Source organism: Nocardia higoensis NBRC 100133 (assembly GCF_000308595.1).
Classification (GTDB): Bacteria; Actinomycetota; Actinomycetes; order Mycobacteriales; family Mycobacteriaceae; genus Nocardia; species Nocardia higoensis.
Map to the genome: position 1 here is coordinate 43,230 of NZ_BAGA01000139.1, position 19,097 is coordinate 62,326.

13 protein-coding genes are annotated in these 19,097 nt (G+C 70.7%); 7 read left to right on the top strand and 6 right to left on the bottom strand.

Annotated elements, in window-relative coordinates; translation table 11 throughout:
* Positions 1-251: 251 nt before the first annotated feature.
* The 6 genes from ON26_RS25555 (at position 252) to ON26_RS25580 (ending at position 9,723) form a co-directional block, all read left to right on the top strand.
* Positions 252-2,039 carry an Hsp70 family protein gene (locus ON26_RS25555; protein WP_051027571.1) on the top strand — a complete coding sequence of 596 codons (1,788 nt, stop codon included), beginning with the start codon at positions 252-254 and terminating at the stop codon, positions 2,037-2,039.
* Positions 2,032-4,554: a LuxR C-terminal-related transcriptional regulator gene (locus tag ON26_RS25560; RefSeq protein WP_040799564.1), complete on the top strand. Its 2,523-nt coding sequence runs from the start codon at positions 2,032-2,034 to the stop codon at positions 4,552-4,554. The genes ON26_RS25555 and ON26_RS25560 overlap by 8 nt, the downstream gene beginning before the upstream one ends.
* Before the next feature lie 39 nt (positions 4,555-4,593).
* Complete coding sequence (locus tag ON26_RS25565; RefSeq protein WP_051027572.1) at positions 4,594-5,757, top strand: Hsp70 family protein; 1,164 nt, start codon at positions 4,594-4,596, stop codon at positions 5,755-5,757.
* Positions 5,758-5,956: 199 nt separating this feature from the next.
* A complete protein-coding gene (locus ON26_RS25570; protein ID WP_040799445.1) occupies positions 5,957-7,312 on the top strand; it encodes a S1 family peptidase in 1,356 nt (451 codons plus the stop codon).
* A gap of 116 nt (positions 7,313-7,428) precedes the next feature.
* A complete protein-coding gene (locus tag ON26_RS25575; protein WP_444543703.1) occupies positions 7,429-8,700 on the top strand; it encodes a S1 family peptidase in 1,272 nt (423 codons plus the stop codon).
* A 141-nt stretch (positions 8,701-8,841) separates the two neighbouring features.
* Complete coding sequence (locus tag ON26_RS25580) at positions 8,842-9,723, top strand: NRDE family protein (protein WP_040799448.1); 882 nt, start codon at positions 8,842-8,844, stop codon at positions 9,721-9,723.
* 327 nt (positions 9,724-10,050) lie between these two features.
* On the opposite strand, the gene ON26_RS25585 is transcribed toward ON26_RS25580, so the two are convergent.
* Positions 10,051-10,827: a DUF8020 domain-containing protein gene (locus ON26_RS25585; protein ID WP_040799450.1), complete on the bottom strand. Its 777-nt coding sequence runs from the start codon at positions 10,825-10,827 to the stop codon at positions 10,051-10,053.
* Between the two features lie 447 nt (positions 10,828-11,274).
* On the opposite strand from ON26_RS25585, the gene ON26_RS25590 reads away from it, so the two are divergent.
* Entirely contained in the window at positions 11,275-14,583 is a 3,309-nt protein-coding gene (locus tag ON26_RS25590; protein WP_040799453.1) for a (Fe-S)-binding protein, read from the top strand.
* Positions 14,584-14,619: 36 nt separating this feature from the next.
* On the opposite strand, the gene ON26_RS25595 is transcribed toward ON26_RS25590, so the two are convergent.
* From ON26_RS25595 to ON26_RS25615, 5 genes are all read right to left on the bottom strand, one after another.
* Positions 14,620-14,943, bottom strand: coding sequence for a hypothetical protein (locus tag ON26_RS25595; protein ID WP_157171997.1), 324 nt, complete (start codon positions 14,941-14,943; stop codon positions 14,620-14,622).
* 348 nt (positions 14,944-15,291) lie between these two features.
* A complete protein-coding gene (locus ON26_RS25600; protein ID WP_040799455.1) occupies positions 15,292-16,434 on the bottom strand; it encodes an acyl-CoA dehydrogenase family protein in 1,143 nt (380 codons plus the stop codon).
* Entirely contained in the window at positions 16,434-17,663 is a 1,230-nt protein-coding gene (locus tag ON26_RS25605) for an acyl-CoA dehydrogenase family protein (RefSeq protein WP_040799456.1), read from the bottom strand. The genes ON26_RS25600 and ON26_RS25605 overlap by 1 nt, the downstream gene beginning before the upstream one ends.
* Before the next feature lie 115 nt (positions 17,664-17,778).
* Positions 17,779-18,399 carry a hypothetical protein gene (locus tag ON26_RS34760; RefSeq protein WP_245546051.1) on the bottom strand — a complete coding sequence of 207 codons (621 nt, stop codon included), beginning with the start codon at positions 18,397-18,399 and terminating at the stop codon, positions 17,779-17,781.
* Positions 18,400-18,523: 124 nt separating this feature from the next.
* Entirely contained in the window at positions 18,524-19,093 is a 570-nt protein-coding gene (locus tag ON26_RS25615; protein ID WP_085999090.1) for a YdcF family protein, read from the bottom strand.
* Between the last annotated feature and the right edge of the window lie 4 nt (positions 19,094-19,097).

Below are 19,097 nucleotides of genomic sequence, written 5' to 3' on the forward strand. Positions count from 1 at the left end.
CGTTACGGCGTAACGGGGACGAGCCCTGATATCCGTCGCGCGAACGCATTAGGGGACAGCCGGGCGTTAGGGGAATTTCCCCCAAAATCCCCGGGGGAAGTAACAACGGTGACACAGCAACCGACAGAGGTGGCAGGTTCGGTCGGCCCCTGGGCCGCACCGCGAAATGGCAACGGCGCCACACCCTGCTCCACGCGACATCGGTCAACCCGCGATCCCCGGCGGATCACCCAGTCTCCGAAGAGGTTCACATGACAGAGCTTCAGGCGCTCGGCATCACCATCGGGTCGGCCGGTACGGTCGCGGTCGCCACGGGTGGGACCGGCGCCCCGGACACCGATCCGGCCGGCGCCGGCCTCGTGCTGACCCACCGCAGCGCGTTGCGCCTGAACCGCACGGGCGGAGCCCATTTCGCCGACGCCGGCGCACCACACGCGGACGGCATTGTGCTGGAGGGCTTTCCATCCAGAGTCGGCGACCCGGTGGCCATCCTGGCCGACGACGGCTCCGGCCACGCCGCCCAGGACCTGGTGGCCATCGCGGTCGACCGCCTGATCGAAGAGACCACCGCCGCCACCGGAGACCGTCCGGCGGCGGCGGTGCTCTGTCACCCCGCGTGGTGGTCCGCGCACACCGTCGAGTTGCAGCGCGGCGCGCTCGCCGGCACCGGCGCCACCGAGCTGACGCTGATGCCCGAACCACTGGCGGCGACCCGCTGGCTGGAGGCCGCGTACGGACCGCTCGCCGGCGACGCGCTCGTCGTTCTCGATCTCGGCGCGACCGGAGCCAGCGCGACAGTCGTGCGCACCGGCCCGCACTCAGCCACCTCGGCGACGGTCCGTTCCGAGGAACCCGCGGGCGACGAATTCGATCTCCTCACCATGCGCTATGTCTTGGCAAATGCCCTCGGCGACAGGGATATCGATCCGTTCGATCCGGTGACCGAGCGCCGGCTGGCGATATTGCGCGAAAATTGCCGCGCCGCGAAGGAAATTCTGTCCGGAAATACCGCGACGGCGGTTCATGTTCCGCTGGACGGCGCGAGTGGTCGAGTTCGCCTGATACGCGACGAACTCGAGGAATTGTTGCGCGGCCATCTGCTGACCTGCCTCGATCTCATCCGCGACGCGGTGCACCGCGCCGGCCTCGGCCTCGGGGATGTGGACCGGATCCTCCTCATCGGCGGCGGCGCATCGATTCCCCTGGTAGCCGAATTGATTTCGGGCGAATTCGGCCTACCCGTGGTGGCCGCGCCCGAGCCCGCGCACACCGCGGCCAGGGGCGCGGCTCTCGCGGCCGCCGACCTGATCGCCCACGCCGTGCCCGACACTCTCGCCGAGGCCGAGACCACCGAACTCGCGCGGGTCGTTCCCTCCGCCACCGCCGCCGCCGAACTTCCCCGCACCACCCGCCGCCGCCGGCTCGGCGGCGGACAACGCGCCGGAGTCCTCGCCGCCGCGGTCGCCGCCATCGCCCTCCTGGCCACCGGCACCGTCGCGGTCGGCCCCGGCCTGCCGAGCGACGCCGCGCCACCGGCTCCGGCCGAACGGACCGAGGTCGCGCCCGCTCCCGGTGCGGCCACCCCCGCGACAGCGAACGCCCCGGACTCGTCCGCCCCCGCGGGCGTGGACTCACCGGCCGCCGAACAGCCGGGATCCCCGGCCCGGTCCGATTCCGCTGCGGCGCTACCCGGTTCGCCGACCGCCACCGGCCGACCGGACGCCGGGCAATCCCCGGCCGGACAACCAGCCGAAGCCGTCCCCACCGGCGGTCAGGCCCCGGCCGACATCCCGGTCTCCCAGCCCGAGCCGGGAGACCGGCCCGCCCCGGCGCCGGCTCCGAGCCCCTCGCAGGGCGGCGGATACACACCCGCGCCCGCCCCGTCGACCGGCGGCCTCGGCAACACCGTCGGCAACACTCTCGGCGGCGTCGTCGGCGGCGTGGGCGAGGGTGTCGGCAAGGTCGGCGAAGGAGTCGGCAAGCTGGGCGAGGGCATCGGCGATGGCGTCGGCGGCGTACTCGGGGGCCTCGGTGGCTGAAATCGCGGTCGACTCGCTCCCCTATGTGCGCGACATTCTGCGCGAACTCGACAATCTCGATCGGCAGCCCGTCACCTGCCTGGTCCGCGGCCGGTCCGGCACCGGCAAGTCGACGCTGCTCACGCTGATCCGGTCGCGGCTGCGCGGCGCCGGAGTCGCCTTCCAGGAGCGTGCCGAGCTCCGCAACAGCCCCTCACGCAACGGTTCCGACCGGGCGCCCGGCGACGCGTTGATCATCGATGATGCCCACACCCTGAGCGCGGACGAACTGGACACGCTGTGCGCCGTCATCGCTGCGGGCGGACGCACGGTGGTGGTGGCGACGCAGCCGCGCCCGCACGACCCGGCCCTGCGCGCGCTGGCCGAGGCGATGGCGCGCGGCGGCCGGGTGCTCGACCTGCGTCCACTGGGGACCAGCGATCTGCTGCCCTTCGCCAGGGAACTCGGCATGATGGTGCCGCGCCCGGTGGCCGAGCGCATCCATCAGCAGACCGGCGGCATTCGTGGCGGGGTCGTGGCGGCGCTCTCGGCGGCCTGCTCGGCCCGGCTGGACGCGAGCGTCCGCGCGGTCGACGAGGCGGTCGCGACCTGGGTACGCACCCAATTGGAGAACCTCGAACCCGATCTGCTGGAAACTCTCGCGGTGGCCACCACCGGCTCCGGCCTCGATGCGGGCGAACTCACCGACGTACTGGGGTTGCGGCCGGGTGAAGCCCACGCGCTCATCGACCGGGCCCGGGCGACCGCTCTGGTCACCGACGCCGATCTGCTGCTCGAACCGGCCATCGCACCGCTGCGGACCATGCTCGGTGACCGCCGGTTCGTCGCGGTGCAGCGCAGACTGCTCGGCACCCGGCTGGAGGCCGGGCTGTTGCGCGACAACACCGCGCTCATGCTGGCCGAATCCGGGGTGCGCGATCCGCGGCTGGCCGGTTTTCTCACCGAGGCCGCCGAACGTCACGGCGACACCGCGGCGCGCTACTACGCGGCCGCCACCACCGCGGGCGCCGACCCGGCGAGGCTGGCGCTGCGCTGGGCCGAGGCCGCCGCCCTCGCCGGCGACGGCGATACCGCGATGCGCCTGGCGGAGCCGGTGCTCGCCGACTCCGGCGCCACCGCCGACGACATGGCCACGGCGGTGCGGATCTGTGCGGGCGTGCTGACCCGGCGCGGTCTGGCGGGCCGGGCGGCCAAGCTGTATCGCTGGCTCGGCGCCGACCGGGTGGGGCCGGACTGGGCGGTCGGCGCGACAGTGCTGAACCTGACCGGCGACCCCGCCGGGGCACACGAGCTGTCCGCGAGCGCGGGGCAGTGGCCACCGACCGAGGCCGGGGAGCACACCCGGATCATCGCGACGGCGCTCGGCGGCAGCCTCGATGGTTCCGAATCCGACAGCGCGAGAGCCATTTCCGCGCTGATCCAGACCGTGCACGCCGATGCGGGCATCGACCGGTTCCTGCCCTGCGGCGCGCTGCCGGTCGCCGCGCTGCTGAGCCTGAGCGCCGGGCAGCCGCACCGGGCGGGTGACGCGCTGCGCCGGGCGGCCGCCTCCGGACTGCGCACCCCGCAGTTGACCGTGCTCGCCGCCTGGACGGCCATGCTCGGCGGCAACGAGAAGGTCGCCGCGCGCACGCTCGCCGCGGTGGACTTCACCCGCCTGGACCGGCGCGATCAACTGCTCGCCCACGGCGCCGCCGTCGGCCTCGCCCGGCGCGCGGGCGACCACACCGCCCTGACCAGGGCCTGGCGGGCCGCCTGCCCGCTGTTCGACGACGTGGACGCCGACCTGCTCGCGGTCCTGCCGGTCGGCGAACTGCTGCTGGCCGGCATCCGGCTGCACGACGAAGCGCGGGTGCGTCCCCTGGTCGAGGCGACCGAGGTGGTGCTGCGCAGGCAGGGCAGCCCGCCCGCCTGGTCCAACGCCTTCCACTGGTACGGGGTGCAGGCCGCGATCGCCCGCGAGCGTCCCGACGAGCTGCTGCCGCCCGCGCAATCGCTCAAACAGGCCGCCGAGGCCGGCGACCGGCACGCCGCCGTACTCGCCGACGCGGGCCGCACCTGGGTGCTCGTCCTGCGCGGCGAGGTGGACCTGCCCGCCGTGACTGCTGCGGTCACCGGATTGTCCGAAGCCGGCCTGATCTGGGATGCCGCCCGGCTGGCCAGCGAAGCCGCGCTCGCGGCCGCGGACTCCCCGACCGCGACCACACTGCTGAAGATGGCGCGTACCGTGCGTACCCGGGCACAACCGCAGGAGCAACCGGCCGCGCCCGCCGTTGTCCGCCGGACGCGGGCGACCCGCGCCGCCGAGCCTGCCGTGCTCAGCGATCGCGAACGCGAAGTCGCCGAACTCGTCTTGCTCGGGCTGACCTACCGCGAGATCGGGGCGCGGCTCTATATCTCGGCCAAGACCGTGGAGCATCACATCGCCCGGATCAGACGTCGGATCGGTGCCGGGTCGCGATCGGAGTTATTGTCGATGCTCCGCGCCATGGGACACGGGTCGCTGCTCGTGTGAGTTCCGCGCGCGCCGAACTACGCCGAAGCGAGGGATGTGATGGCCACAGGGGTGGGCCTGCGGATCGCCGATGACGGGTGCACGGCCGCCGTCCTCACCGACGTCGGCGAACTGCACTACATCGAGCGCGACTGCGTGCTGCACATGTCCGACGACGGCGATACCGTCCTCGGCGGCCCCGCGCCCGACGGTCCGGCGCACACCATCTCCGGCTTCGTGGCCAAGCTGGGTGATCCGGCGGGCATCCCGGTCGACGACGGCGAGGCCTATCGCGCCGAAGATCTGGTGGCCACCGCCCTGTTCTGCCTGATCAACCTCACCACCGAGCACCTCGCCGGGGCGGCGGAGTTCTACGCCACCCATCCCGGCGACTGGCCCGCCGAGTACGTGCAGGCGCTGCGCGAGGCGCTGGACTATCTCGGGCTCAAGGCGGTGGTGCTGGCCAGCGAGGCCGACCTGCCCTCGGCCGAATCCGGCGCCCCCGGCAAGGCCTTCGCCTACGACGCCGCACGAGCCGCCCTGACCGCCGTGCTCGCCACCCCGGCCGGCCTGACCCCGCCGGACCCCACCACGGCGGAGAACTCCACGGTGGTCACCGACATCATTCCCGCGGTCGTCACACCCGAGCCCCAGCAGGCGTACTCGGCCGCGATGCCTGCCGCCGGATCGGTTGTGCCCGTGGTCGTTTCCGCCCCCGGGCAGCCGACCACCGCCGGTCCGACCGCGACCATCGCCGAACCGCAGACCGTCGGTCCACCGCCCGAGGCCGCGCAGCCACAGGACAAGCCGGGCAAACGGGTGCCGATGCTGGTCGCGGTGGCCGCGCTGGCCGGACTCGCGCTCGGCGGCGTCGGCGTAGCGGTGCTGTTCCAAGGTGAGCAGTCCCCCGCGCCGCCGAATTTCCCCGACGCCAAATCGGGCGCGTCCAGTACCTTCGCCCCGCCGCCGCCCACGCTCGCGACCTCGATGCTCCTCCCGCTGGAGCCCGCGCAGCCACCCGCCCCCGAGTCGACGACCGAGGCGCCGACCACCACCGAGGCGCCGACGACCACCCCGGAACCGACCACGACGACGCCACCGGTCACCACCACCCGGGAGCCCACCACCACGCAGCCGACCACGACCACCCGGCGCAACCCGTTCGTGCCGTACGACCCCGGAACCGACGACTGGCGCACCCCGTACTGGCGTCAGGACCGCTGACCGCCGGGCGTCCGACGCGGTGACTGAGACAGTCGCCGACCACAGAACGCGGTTTGTGCCCTAGAGTGTGTCGCTGACCGTAGTCGCGGCCGTCAGGCCGGCGCACGGTCGAGCTGGACCACCTCTGTGCGCCAACGGATTCGCCACCGCTGGCCCACGGATTCACCTGGCACGCCTCGCGTGCCGACGAAGGGACTTCATGCGCAAGTTGGTGGCGCGTCGCGCCGCGGTCAGGGCAGCTTCCCTCGGAGTCGCCGCGACCGTTCTCCTGGCCCCCTTGTCCGGCACCGCGAGCGCGAATCCCGCGCCGGGACAGCTCAGCGCAGATGCTCTGCCCGCCGAACTGGTGGAAGCGATTTCGCGTGATCTGCGGATGACTCCGACGGAGTATCTCGACCGCGCCGCCCGCGCCCAGCAGTTGCGCACCTACGCCAGCGACTTCCGCGCCGAACGGCCGGACCAATTCGCCGGCGCGTGGATCGCCGCCGACGGCAAGCCGGTGATCGCGGTGACCTCCGCCGACGCCGCGCGCATCGCCACCGCCGACGGCTACCTGGCGCACCTCGCGCCGGTCTCCGCCGACAGCCTGGAAGATTCGCTGACCCAGCTCGCCCAGTGGATGAGCGGCCTGCCGCGCGAGCTGTCCTCGGTGATCAACTCGGTGGCCATCGACTTCCTCAACAGCCAGTTGGTGGTCAGTGTCGCCAACACCCCGGCCGGGCACATGCTCAACCTGCCGACCCTGATCGCCAACATCAAGGTCATCCTCACCCCGGAGAGCGGCGGCCCGGTCGAGCGGCGGCCGATGGGCGGCGACACCTACATCACCGCGGCGCACGGCCTGCAGGACGACAACCTGCTCGGCGTCGACGTCTGCTCGTTCGGCTTCAACAGCGTCGACGCGGCCGGCAACGCGCTGAACATCAGTGCCGGACACTGCAATCCGAACATCGACGAGTCCGATCAGCACGCGTCGGTGTACCTGCCGAACGTCCGGGACATCACCAACAGCCCCGAACTCGGCTCCTTCGCGCGCGCCCGGCTCGGCGGACCGGCCGCACTGGACTACTCGGTCATCCAGCTCAACAGCACCGCCGTCGGCGGCGGCATGGACCGTCCGGTCGTGCGCGGCGCCAACGGCACCACGCTGACCGTCACCGGCACCGCCGAGCCGATCATCGGCGCGCCGGTCTGCAAGTCGGGCCAGACCTCCACCTTCACCTGCGGCTTCGTGGTCGCCGACCGGGTGGAGACCCAGCTCTACACCGCCGACGGCGACAGCCGCACCATCCGCGGCTTCGCCAGCTCGGCCTGCACGCTCGGCGGCGACAGCGGCGGCGCGATCGTGACCGGGACCCTGGCGCTCGGCATCACCAGCGGCTCCAACGCCGCCGACGCCCCGGACTGCAACGAGGCCAATATCGCGCTCGCGCCCTACGGCGGCACCGCCACCCTCGGCATCCCGATCCGCTCGATCCTGGCCGATATCGACGCCACTTCCGGCGGCGGCCTCGGCAGCGGCATCCAGGTCCGCACGGGCGTGAACGCGAGCTGATATCGGACCGCACGGTATGAGTGGGCACAGCGGCCTCGACCCCATATAGTCGCTTCATGCTCCTGTCACGGATGGGTCGACTCAGGCCGGCACGACATTCCGCACTACGAAAGTCGGTGATCGCCGCTTCGGCGGCGATCCTGCTGTTCGGCCCCACAGCCGCTGTGGCCTCCGCCGAACCGGATGCCGGAAACAGCGTCGAGCTGCCCGCCGAACTGGTGGAAGCGCTCGGCCGCGATCTGAAGATCTCGGCCGAGGACTACCTCGCGCGGGCCGACCTCGCCCAGCAGGTTGCCGCCTTCGCCACCACCGCGCAGCGTCAGTACCCGCAGGTGTTCGCCGGATCCTGGCTCGACGACGCGGGCAAGGCCGTCGTCGCGCTCGCCCAGGGTCCCGGCGCCGAGGAGGCTCGCGTGGCCGCCGAGTCCGCCGGCTTCCAGGTGCGCAATGTGGCCAAGAGCGAGGCCACTCTGCGCGGCGAGAAGTCCGCGTTCGAGCGCTGGCTGGAGACCCAGCCCGAGGCCGTGTCCACGCTGATCCGCGGCGTGGTCATCGACACCGTCAACAACAGCATCGCGGTGCGCGTCGACCAGGCGGGCGTGCCGATGCCCAGCTTCATCGATCCCGCGCGGGTCATCGTGATCGCTCCGCCGGTGGCCGCCGAACCGCTGCCCTCGGCCACCCCCATCGCGAGCGAGCTCAACCGCGGCTCGGTGACCGGCGGCGACGGCTTCACCTCCGCGGGCAGCCAGTCCTCGCTGCGCTGCTCGTTCGGCTTCAACGCCACCGACTCCTCGGGCGCCCCGGTCAACATCTCGGCCGGCCACTGCGACCCGGAGATCGGCGCCGCGGGCACCGCGAACGCCGCGGTCGTGCACGAACTGCTGGCGGGCGACACTTCCGGTGCGCGGCTCGGCTCGTTCCAGAAGTCGGTACTCGGCTCGCAGGACTACTCGATCATCCGCATCGACGACGCGGTCGCCGGCCGCTTCGCCAACAACGGGATCCGCGTGCCCGGCGCCACCCCGGTCCGCGTCGAGGGCGTGGCCGTCCCGGTCGTCGGCGCTCCGGTCTGCAAGGCGGGCTCGCGCACCGGCTTCAGCTGCGGCATCGTCAATGCCGTCGACCAGACCGTTCAGGTCGGCGACCGGCTGCTCACCCAGAGCTTCTCGGCCAACATCTGCGCGCTGCCCGGTGACAGCGGCGGCCCGATCGTCACCGGCCGCCTCGCGCTCGGCATCTCCAGCGCCTCCTCGGTGGCCGACTATCCGATCTGCGCCATCCCGAATCTGATCGGTGCGCTCACCGGCAATGCGCCGCAGCTGTTCGCGCAGCCGGTCTCGGTGGTGCTCTCCGACAACCCCGGGCTGCGCATCCGCACCGAGTGACACCACAGCATCGCTGAAAAGGCCGCCCGCTGCGCGCGAGCGGCCTTTTCGCTGTCTCGGGCAGGCACTGTACTGCCCTTCAGCACCTCGGCGGCAGGGAACCGATTTCGAGCCCGGCCGCGGTCCGGCATCCTGGATCGCATGTGTCTGGTGCTCATCGGCTGGCGAGTCCATCCGGAATATCGGTTGATCGTCGCGGCGAATCGCGACGAGTTCTACACCCGGCCCGCCGAGTCCGCCCGGTGGTGGCCGGAGATTCCCGGCTTGCTCGCCGGCCGGGATGTGGGCGCGCTCGACCGTGGGCCCGGTGATCCGCCCGGCACCTGGCTGGGGCTCTCCGGCCTCGGTCGGCACAGCCGGTTCGCCGCGGTCACCAATGTGCGCAATCCGAACAACGAACGCACCGGCGCACGCTCGCGGGGCGCGCTGCTGATGGATTTCCTGCGCGGCGCCCAGGACCGCAATCCGGAGCCGAACGTTTCGGGCCCCGGCCGCTACCTGACCGAGGTCGCCGCGGCACCGGACGACTACAACGGCTACAACGTCCTGGTCTCGGATCTGGCCGAGCTGTGGTGGCACTGCAATCGCAGCACCCGGCCGCCGCGGGCCCTGGCGCCGGGCTATCACGGGCTGTCCAACGGCCGGTTCGTCACCTCGGCCGCACCGGAGCCGGGGGCGATCGCCACCGCGCCCCACACCATCTGGCCGAAGGTCGGCGACGGACTTGCCGCGCTGCGCAAGGTGATCGAATCCGACCCCGCCGCGACCGAGCACTATTTCGATGTCCTCGCCGACCGCACCGAGGCGCCCGACGACCTGCTGCCCGACACCGGCGTCGGCTACGAGATGGAAAAGGCGCTCTCGGCCCGCTTCATCGCCAACGACCACCACGGAACCAGGGCGAGCACGGTGCTGCTGGTCCGGGAGGACGGCGGCTTCGAGTTCACCGAACGCTCGTTCGCGACCTTCGGCAGGCCGCTGGGCTCGGTCGCCTACACCGGCGAGCTGCCGCTACCCCACTGATCACCCGGCCGGTCGGTCACCAGGCGACCACCCGCCGATGCGGATCTCCGCCGCACTGCTCCCCTTCCGGGCGCTTCGCCGGGTGCGTGGCGGCCGGCTGCGATATGTGCCCGGCTGCGCGGTGCCCGGCTGGGGCAGTACGCGAGGACGGCGCTGGATCGCCACCGCGCCGCCGAACGACCTCACAACTGTTGCTCGGTGTCGACTGCTCGCGGGCGCACCCACGATGTGCGCGGTGCACGACATCGGCCGGCGGCGCTGCGGCCGGGAACGCGAAAGGCCCGCTCCGGCAGTCGGAACGGGCCTTTCGCGGGTCGTGCGGCCGAACTACTTCGGCTGCTCCGCGCCCTCGGCGGGAGCGGCCGGCTTGTCGGCCCACTGGGTGGTGCCCTCGGGGGCGTTGAAGGTGTTGATCAGCTCGATGCCCGCGGCGAGCAGGGTCGGGCCGCCGACGGCGACGGTGCCCAGGATGCCGCCGACGCCCGCGCCGGTGAGCAGGCCCGGGACGCAGCCGGCCGCGATGGTCGCGATGCAGCCGATGGCCGCGCCCACGGCGGTGCCGACGAAGCTGCCGATCGCGGTGCCGATACCGAACTTGCTGGAGAAGTCGTTCTGCGCGCGCTGGTTCTCCACGGCGGAGGCGACCGGCTTGACCGCCAGCGGCTTGTCACCGAGGTTCAGGCCCGCCGGCTTCTCCGGGGTGATCTCCAGGACGGTGCCGTCCTCGACGATCTCGGACTTGACCGGGATCGGCGTGCCGAGCACGTCGAAGACCAGCGGGAGCTGGAGCACGAGGTTGCCGGTTTCGTCCTTGATCTCGGCGACGGGCGTCGCCTCGGCCAGCTTCGCCGGATCGTCCTGATCCTCGGCCGCGATCGGCTCGAGGACCTTGCTCGGATCGAAGGGCGCGCCCGGCTGGACGTCGACGTAGATCAGCGAGAAGGTGCCCCCACGCAGCTTCGTCACGATCGTCTGGTCGACCATCTTGACCGAGTAGTCGACCTCGGGAGCAGCCGGAGCCGGGTCGGCGTACGACACACCGGCGCCAACCGTCATCGCGCCGGCGACCAGTGCCGCCGCCGCGGCGCTCTTCCGGAAATTCAATTCGATGTCCTATCCAGTAGGGGTCACGATGGTCAGCACGCGCGAGAACTCACTCGATCCGAAATGTGGTCTGTCACTTCGGATTCTCCCCGAGCAGCGTGGATGTGACCATTGCGAACAAGTCGTCGGTAGCGTAACCGACCGGACAGCGGAATGCGATATACCCCACGAAATCCGCGAACTAAGCGTGTCCTTATCACGAAGACCGCCAACAGGCGCGTTTACGGTGGACAAAGCCCGGACACACAGGACATAACGACTTGTGTGAGATCGATCACTGGCTCGCGGCGGCTAGATGCCCAGTATGCGGGCCTGCAGGTCAGCAACGGATCGTACAATGGACGGGGTAAGTTACCGGTGGGTAACTTACCGGCGGTTACGATACGAGCCGACCGGTCGGCGCACGTCGGCCACACGCTCGTGTTGCCTCGAAAGAAAGGTCGCGACATGAATGCCCTGACAGTGACGCTGGGCACGATTGGGGCGGCGCTCAGCCTCTTGTGTTGGGTGTCGTTCTTCGGCGGCGTCGGGAATATCGTGCGGACCATCAGACTCGGGCAGTCCGCGCCCGACCGTTGGCGGCCGTTCTTCCCGCGGTTCAAGCAGATGATCATCGAGTTCCTCGCGCACACCCGGATGAACAAGTTCCGGACCGTTGGCTGGGCGCACTGGCTGGTGATGATCGGCTTCCTCGGCGGCTTCATCCTCTTCTTCGAGGCCTACGGCCAGACGATCGACCCCGAGTTCCACTGGCCGATCATCGGCAATCTGGCGATCTACCACCTGTGGGACGAGATCCTCGGCATCGGCACCGTGGTCGGCATCCTGACGCTGATCGTCATCCGTCAGCTGAACCACCCGCGCGACCCCGAGCGGCTCTCCCGCTTCAGTGGCTCCAAGTTCGGCCCCGCGTACGTCATCGAGTCCATCGTCCTCGTCGAGGGCCTGGGCATGATCTTCGTCAAGGCGGGCAAGATCGCCACCTACGGTCACGCGAACCCGGCCACCGACTTCTTCACCATGCGCGTGGCCGAGCTGCTGCCCGCGAGCCCGACGATGATCTCGGTCTTCGCCTTCTTCAAGCTCATGTCCGGCAGCCTGTTCCTGCTGCTGGTCGGTCGCAACCTGACGTGGGGCGTTGCCTGGCACCGGTTCGCGGCGTTCCCGAACATCTACTTCAAGCGTGACGAGGACGGCGGCGTCGCCCTCGGCCCGGCCCGTCCGATGATGTCGGCGGGCAAGGCGCTCACCATGGACAACGTCGACCCCGACACCGACACCCTCGGCGCGGGCAAGTTCGAGGACTTCACCTGGAAGGGCATCCTCGACTTCACCACCTGCACCGAGTGCGGTCGCTGCCAGTCGCAGTGCCCCGCCTGGAACACCGGCAAGCCGCTCTCGCCCAAGCTGCTGATCATGTCGCTGCGCGACCACGGTTATGCCAAGGCCCCTTACCTGCTGGCGGGCGGCCGCAAGGACATGGGCGGCGACGAGATCGGCCTGGTCGACGCCGACGGCAAGCCGGACGAAGCCGCGCTGGCCAAGATCCCCGAGGCCGCGCGCGCCGAGGCCGAGCGGCCGCTGGTCGGCGGCGAGGACGTCAACGGCATCATCGATCCCGAGGTGCTGTGGAGCTGCACCACCTGTGGCGCCTGCGTCGAGCAGTGCCCGGTGGACATCGAGCACGTCGACCACATCATCGACATGCGCCGCTACCAGGTGCTCATCGAGTCGGACTTCCCCTCCGAGCTGGCCGGTCTGTTCAAGAACCTGGAGAACAAGGGCAATCCCTGGGGCCAGAACGCCAAGGATCGCCTGAACTGGATCAACGAGGTCGACTTCGACATCCCGGTCTTCGGCCAGGACGCCGACAGCTTCGACGGCTACGAGTACCTGTTCTGGGTCGGCTGCGCGGGCGCCTACGAGGACCGCGCCAAGAAGACCACCAAGGCCGTGGCCGAGCTGCTCGCCACCGCGGGCGTGAAGTTCATGGTGCTGGGCCAGGAAGAGACCTGCACCGGCGACTCGGCGCGCCGCGCGGGCAACGAGTTCCTGTTCCAGCAGCTGGCCATGCAGAACATCGAGCTGCTGAACTCGGTGTTCGAGGGCGTCGAGGATCGCAAGAAGAAGATCGTCGTCACCTGTGCGCACTGCTTCAACGCGCTGAACAACGAGTACCCGCAGGTCGGCGGCACCTACGAGGTCGTGCACCACACCCAGCTGCTCAACCGCCTGGTGCGGCAGAAGAAGCTGGTCCCGGTGGCCTCGGTGTCGCAGAACGTCACCTACCACGACCCCTGCTACCTGGGCCGCCACAACAAGATCTACAACGCGCCGCGTGAGCTGATGGAGGCCTCGGGCTCCAAGCTGGTGGAGATGCCCCGCCACGGCGAGCGTTCCATGTGCTGTGGCGCCGGTGGCGCGCGCATGTGGATGGAGGAGCAACTCGGCAAGCGCGTCAACATCGACCGCGTGGACGAGGCGCTGTCCACCTCGCCCGCCAAGATCGCGACCGGCTGCCCGTTCTGCCGCGTCATGCTCACCGACGGCGTCACCGCCCGTCAGGAGAAGGGCGAGGGCGAAGGCGTCGAGGTCGTCGACGTGGCCCAGCTGATGCTCGACTCCATCGAGCGCATCGATGTGGCGAAGCTGAGCGAGAACCTGGTCGTCGTCCAGGAGCCGAAGGTCGAGGCCGAGCCCGAACCCGCTGTGGCCGCGACGGTCACCGAGGCCGAGGCTCCCGCTGCCGCCGAGGCCGCGCCTGCCGGCGGCGGTCTGGCCATGAAGGGCGGCAAGGCGCCCGGCGGCGGCGGACTCGCCATGAAGGGCCCCGCCAAGGCCCCCGGCGGCGGTGGTCTCGGCATGAAGGGCGCCGCCAAGGCCCCCGGTGCCAAGTCCGCCGACTCGCCTGCCGAGGCATCCACCGCCACCGAGGCCGCGCCCGCCAAGGGCCTGGCCATGAAGGGCCCCGCGAAGGCGCCCGGCAAGGGACTCGGCATGAAGGGCGCCGCCAAGGCCCCGGGCGCCAAGGCCGCCGACTCGCCCGACGGGGCGTCGACCGCCGCCGAGGCCAAGCCCGCCAAGGGCCTGGCCATGAAGGGCCCGGCCAAGGCGCCCGGCAAGGGACTCGGCATGAAGGGCGTCGCCAAGGCGCCCGGCGCGAAGGCCGCCGCTCCGGCCGCGGAATCGGCTCCGGCCGAGACCGCACCCGCCACGGCGACGGCTTCGGCTGCCGCCGAGACGCTTCCGTCCAAGCCCGCCAAGGGCCTGGCCATGAAGTCCGGCTTCAAGCGCCCCGGCCCCAAGGCCCCTGGCGCCACGGCAGCGGCTCCCGAGGCGCCGGCCACGGATTCGGCTCCCGCCGACGCGGCTCCGGCCGCGGAGACCGTTTCGGCGACGGAAACCCCCGCCGCCGAGACGGCTTCGGCTCCCACCGAAACCATGCCGACCAAGCCCGCCAAGGGCCTGGCCATGAAGTCCGGCTTCAAGCGGCCCGGCCCCAAGGCGCCCGGCGCCAAGGCAGCGGCCCCCGCCGCCGAGGCGGATCCGGCCGAACCGGTTGCGGCCACGGCGGATCCGGCCCCGGCTCCGACCCTGGAGAAGTCGGCCCCCGCCCCGGCTCCGTCCCAGACGGAGACCAACGGCTCGGCGAAGGCCGCCGCGAACGACGACTCGGACCGCCCGGCCCCGCCGACCGCCAAGCCCGGCGGCCTCGGCTTCAAGTCCGGCGCGAAGGCTCCCGGCCGCCGCAACTGACGCGATAACAGAACACAGAATTCGACCCCGGATCGGTCACCTCGATCCGGGGTCGAATTGCGTCCGAGGCAGCACTATTCGGTTTCCTTCGAAGACGAGCTCGAACTCCCCCGCTTCAACGGACGCGACACTCCCCCTCGTTTGCTCACTCGCGCCCCTCGGATCCGGCACCGGAACCGCCTCGTCGAGGTAGTCGAGATCGGACGCGTCGACGCGAATACGCGGATCGGCATACGCGGCGGCGGTGTCGCGCCATGCCTCGAGTGTCTCCGTGAGGCCACTCAGTCGCCCCACCGACAGACCACCTCGCGCCTGAGCGAGGAAATCGGCGACGAACTCGGCACGCTCCGATTCCGGCAACAGCTCGACCCACGGGAAGGTGATCGTCAGCCTCGGTACCCGATTCATGAGCGGCACCGAACCAGTTCGATGGTCAGGACCGGTTCGCTGCGGGGTCCGGCCGCATCCGGAGGCCCTCCGGGGTGAAGGTGAAGGCATCGGGAAGGGATACCTGGCCGGTGCGGATCGCCAGCGCCTCCACCGGAGGTGCCGATGGATGCGGTGCGACGGTTCTTCATATCGACGGAGCCTACGAGAGCTCTTGCGCGATAGCTCGCCACGCCGGCAGAACGCCTCTCCAGCGGCCGACCTCACGGTACGGAAAGAAGAGCCCGGAACCGCGAAGGCTCCGGGCTCTTTTCGTTCACCCTACGGCCGCGTGAGTTCCGCGTACCGGGTGCGGTGGTAATCCGTGCTGCCGAACTCGCGCTCCAGCACCGTGAGCCGCTTGAAGTAGTGGCCGATGGCCAGTTCCTCGGTCATGCCCATGGCGCCGTGCAACTGGACGGCGTTCTGGCCGATGAAGCGGGCCGCGCGGCCGATGGTGACCTTGGCGGCGGAGAGCGCGCGGGCGCGTTCGGCCGGCTCGGCGGACAGCGCGGCGCCTGCCAGTTGCGAAGCGGCGGCGGCCTGTTCGAGCTCCATGTACATGTCGACCATGCGGTGCTGCAGGGCCTGGAAGCTCGAGATCGGGACGCCGAACTGCTGGCGCTGCTTGGTGTATTCGACGGTGTCGGTGAACACCTTGCGCAGCAGGCCGACGGCCTCGGCGCTGATGGCGGCGATCGCGTGCGCGGCGGTGGGCTCGACAACCGCCCACGCCTGGCCTTCGGCGCCGAGCAGGGCGTCGGCGGGCAGGCGCAGGCCGGTGAACACGAAGTCGGCGGCCTGGCGGTCGTCGATCGTGCGGTAGCCGTGGTACTCCACGCCGGCGGGCAGGTTCTGCGGGTCGAAGGGCAGCACGAACAGCGAGAGGCCGTCGGTGTCGCGCTCCTCGCCGGAGGTGCGGGCGGAGACGATCAGGTGGGTGGCCAGCGGGGCGCTGGTGACCAGGATCTTGACGCCGTCGAGCACCCATTCGTCGCCGTCGCGGCGAGCGGTGGTCCGCACGGCGTGCAGGACGTTGCCGGAGGTGGGCTCGAGCGCGGCGAAAGCGGTGCGCACCGAACCGGCCACGATGCCGCGCAGCAGTTCCTCCCGGCCGCCGGAGCGACCCAGCAGGCCCGCGCCGACCACCACGGTGTCGATGAACGGTTCGGCGACCAGCGCGCGGCCCAATTCCTCGGCGATGACCAGCAATTCGGCGGCGCCGCCGCCCATGCCGTCGACCTCCTCGGGCAGGGTCGCGCCGAGGATGCCGAGCTCCTCGGCGAAGCCGCGCCAGATGGCGGGCTGCCAGCCCTCGCCGGTCTTGATGGCGGCGCGGCTCTTCTCGAGGTCGTAACGGGCGGCGAGGTAACCGGCGACGGTGTCGCGCAGGAGCTGCTGCTCCTCGGTGAGTGTGAAGTCCATCAGAGCCCCAATGCTGCCTTGGCGAGAATGTTTCGCTGAATTTCGTTGCTGCCCGCGTAGATCGAGCCGGCACGGTCGTTGAAGTAGCGCAGCGGCGCGACGGCCTGCCACTCCGCGCCGCTGTGATAGCCGTCGGCGGGCGGGGTGTAGTTGGCGATCGGGCCGCCCGGCGCGGTGGCGTGCGGCTGGTAGGCCCAGCCCTGCGGACCCGCCGCCTCCAGCGCGAGTTCGGTGAGCTGCTGGCTCAGTTCGGTGGACAGGATCTTCAGCATCGACGACGAGGGTCCGGGGTTCTTGCCCTGGGCCATCAGCGACAGCGTGCGGTGCTCGAGCACCTCGAGCACCTCGGTGCGGATCCGGGCGTCGGCCAGGCGCGCCGCGAAGGCCGGGTAGTCGATGAGCCTGCCGCCGTCGGGGCCGGGCTGGGAGGCGGCGGCCTCGGTCAGCTCCTGGGCCATGACCTGCAGCATCGGCGCCATCGCACCGCCGCGCTCGTGCACGAGCAGGTACTTCGCGACGGTCCAGCCCTCGTCGATCTTGCCGAGCACATTGCTCTTGGGCACGCGCACGTTGTCGAAGAAGACCTGGTTCTGCACCTCCTCGCCGGAGGACATCACCAGCGGGCGGATCTCGATGCCCGGGGTGTTCATGTCGATGAGCAGGAAGGTGATGCCCTCCTGCTTCTTGCCGGTGCGCGAGGTGCGGACCAGGCAGAAGATCCAGTTGGCCTCGGTGGCGTGGGTGGTCCAGATCTTGGAGCCGGTGCAGATGAGGTCTTCGCCGTCGGAGACGGCGGCCATCGACAGCGACGCCAGGTCGGAACCGGCTTCGGGCTCGGAGTAGCCCTGGCAGAAGAAGACCTCGCCGGTGAGGATGCGCGGCAGGTAGAAGGCCTTCTGCTCCGGGGTGCCGTAGGCGATGATCGCGGGCGCGACCATTCGGATGCCCATCGGCGAGAGCACCGGCGCGCCCGCCAGCGTGCACTCCCGGCTGAAGATGTAGTGCTGGGTCAGGCTCCACTTGCACCCGCCGTGCTCCACCGGCCAGTGCGGCGCGGCCCAGCCGCGCTTGTGCAGGATCGCCTGCCAGGCCATGCTGGCCTCGTGATCGGGGTAGACGCTCGTCATGAGGCGTCCGGCCCGGCGGATCTCGGGCGTTAGTTTCTCGTCGAGAAAGGCTCGCACCTCGTCCCGAAAGGCCAGGTCGGCCTCTGACCAGTTGAAATCCATCTGTCCTCCCGGCTGCACAGGCTGTTGGCCTCAGGCCAACACGACCCTCAATCTAAGGCCAGGGCCAGCGGAAATCAAACTGATGCCACATGCCCGCAGTTAGCCCGCTCACCACTCAGCCGCACTGGCTCGTTTCGCCGATCTTCACCACCGAGAGCACCGCCTCGAACTCACCGATCGTTTCGCCCGGCGCCGGCTGCTGCCCCACCACGACCCAGTTCCGATCCAGCACCTGCCTGCGTCCCTGCCCGGTCGCGTCGGACGACCGCGAGAAGAAGACGCCCGCGGCCTGGATCAGATCCTGCGCGTCCTGCAGGTTCATGCACACCACCGCGGGCATGATCGCCGCCGGAGCCGGAGCGGGCGTTTCGGTGGTCACCGGCGGCGCCACCGGCGCGACCGGGGGCGGGGCGGCCGGCAAGGGGCTCTCGACGGCAGGCGCGGCTCGCGTGGTCGGTTCCGCGACGGCCGGAGCCGTACTCACCGATGTCACGCCCGCCGGTGCCGCACCACTCGATGTCGAAGCAGCAGCCGCCGACTCCTCCTCGCCGGATCCGCCGATCGCCCCGCCCACCACGGCGAGCACCAGCACGACGCCGACGGCGACCAGCGCCCACGCCCACGCCGGGGTCGACTTCCGTTGCGGCGGATAGGGACCGGGCGGACGCTGCCCGTACTGCGGGTTCTGCGGCGGGTACTGGGGGCCGCCCTGCGGCGGATACTGGGGATAGCTCACGGGGAATCATGATCCGGCATCTACACGGCAATTCTCGACAATGTCCACTGTTCAGTGGACGAACCAGGTGCTATCCCACCTCGCCCGGCGCCGCCGCGGCCCGGTGCCACTCACTCGCATCCGATCAGCATTTCTCGAAGAATGCCTCGATATAGGCGGCGGATTGGTAGAGGTAGTCGTAGGCCCAGCGGGCGGGCGAGAGTTCCGGGCGCGGGTCGGCGAAGAGCAGTTCCCCGTCCCAGCACTTGCCGATGACGTAGCGGGCGCGGGAGATGTGCGGGGTGAAGGTGACGACGATGACGCGGGTCCAGCTTTCGGCGCGGGCATAGGCGGCCAGGGCGCGGCCTTCGCCTCGGGTCGTGCGCGGATCGGGGTCGAAGCAGACGACCTCGAAGCTGTAGCCGCCGTGGCAGATCCGGTTCATGCGGGCGCTGTATTCGTACGGGTCGGAGAACAGCACGCGCGGGGCATATCCTTCGCGCGCCAGGCGCAGAGCCAACTGCTCACGACCGTCATGGGCTCCGCCGAGGACGAGGATCGCGTCGGCGGGCGCGGGTGGATCGGTGCGCGGACGCACGTACACCGGCCACAGCGCCGCCACCGCGCCGAGCGCCAGCAGGGCGGCGAAGCAGGCGAGCAGGACATGGCGGGTTCGCCTCCGCACTCGGATACGGGCCGCCCGGACACCACTCATCGCC

Bases quoted from the DNA above. Each gene is read 5' to 3' on its own strand.
- ON26_RS25555 (WP_051027571.1), top strand. From the start codon at position 252: ATGACAGAGCTTCAGGCGCTCGGCATCACCATCGGGTCGGCCGGTACG.
- ON26_RS25565 (WP_051027572.1), top strand. From the start codon at position 4,594: ATGGCCACAGGGGTGGGCCTGCGGATCGCCGATGACGGGTGCACGGCC.
- ON26_RS25570 (WP_040799445.1), top strand. From the start codon at position 5,957: ATGCGCAAGTTGGTGGCGCGTCGCGCCGCGGTCAGGGCAGCTTCCCTC.
- ON26_RS25605 (WP_040799456.1), bottom strand. From the start codon at position 17,663: ATGGATTTCAACTGGTCAGAGGCCGACCTGGCCTTTCGGGACGAGGTG.
- ON26_RS25590 (WP_040799453.1), top strand. From the start codon at position 11,275: ATGAATGCCCTGACAGTGACGCTGGGCACGATTGGGGCGGCGCTCAGC.
- ON26_RS25600 (WP_040799455.1), bottom strand. From the start codon at position 16,434: ATGGACTTCACACTCACCGAGGAGCAGCAGCTCCTGCGCGACACCGTC.
- ON26_RS25615 (WP_085999090.1), bottom strand. From the start codon at position 19,093: ATGAGTGGTGTCCGGGCGGCCCGTATCCGAGTGCGGAGGCGAACCCGC.
- ON26_RS25580 (WP_040799448.1), top strand. From the start codon at position 8,842: ATGTGTCTGGTGCTCATCGGCTGGCGAGTCCATCCGGAATATCGGTTG.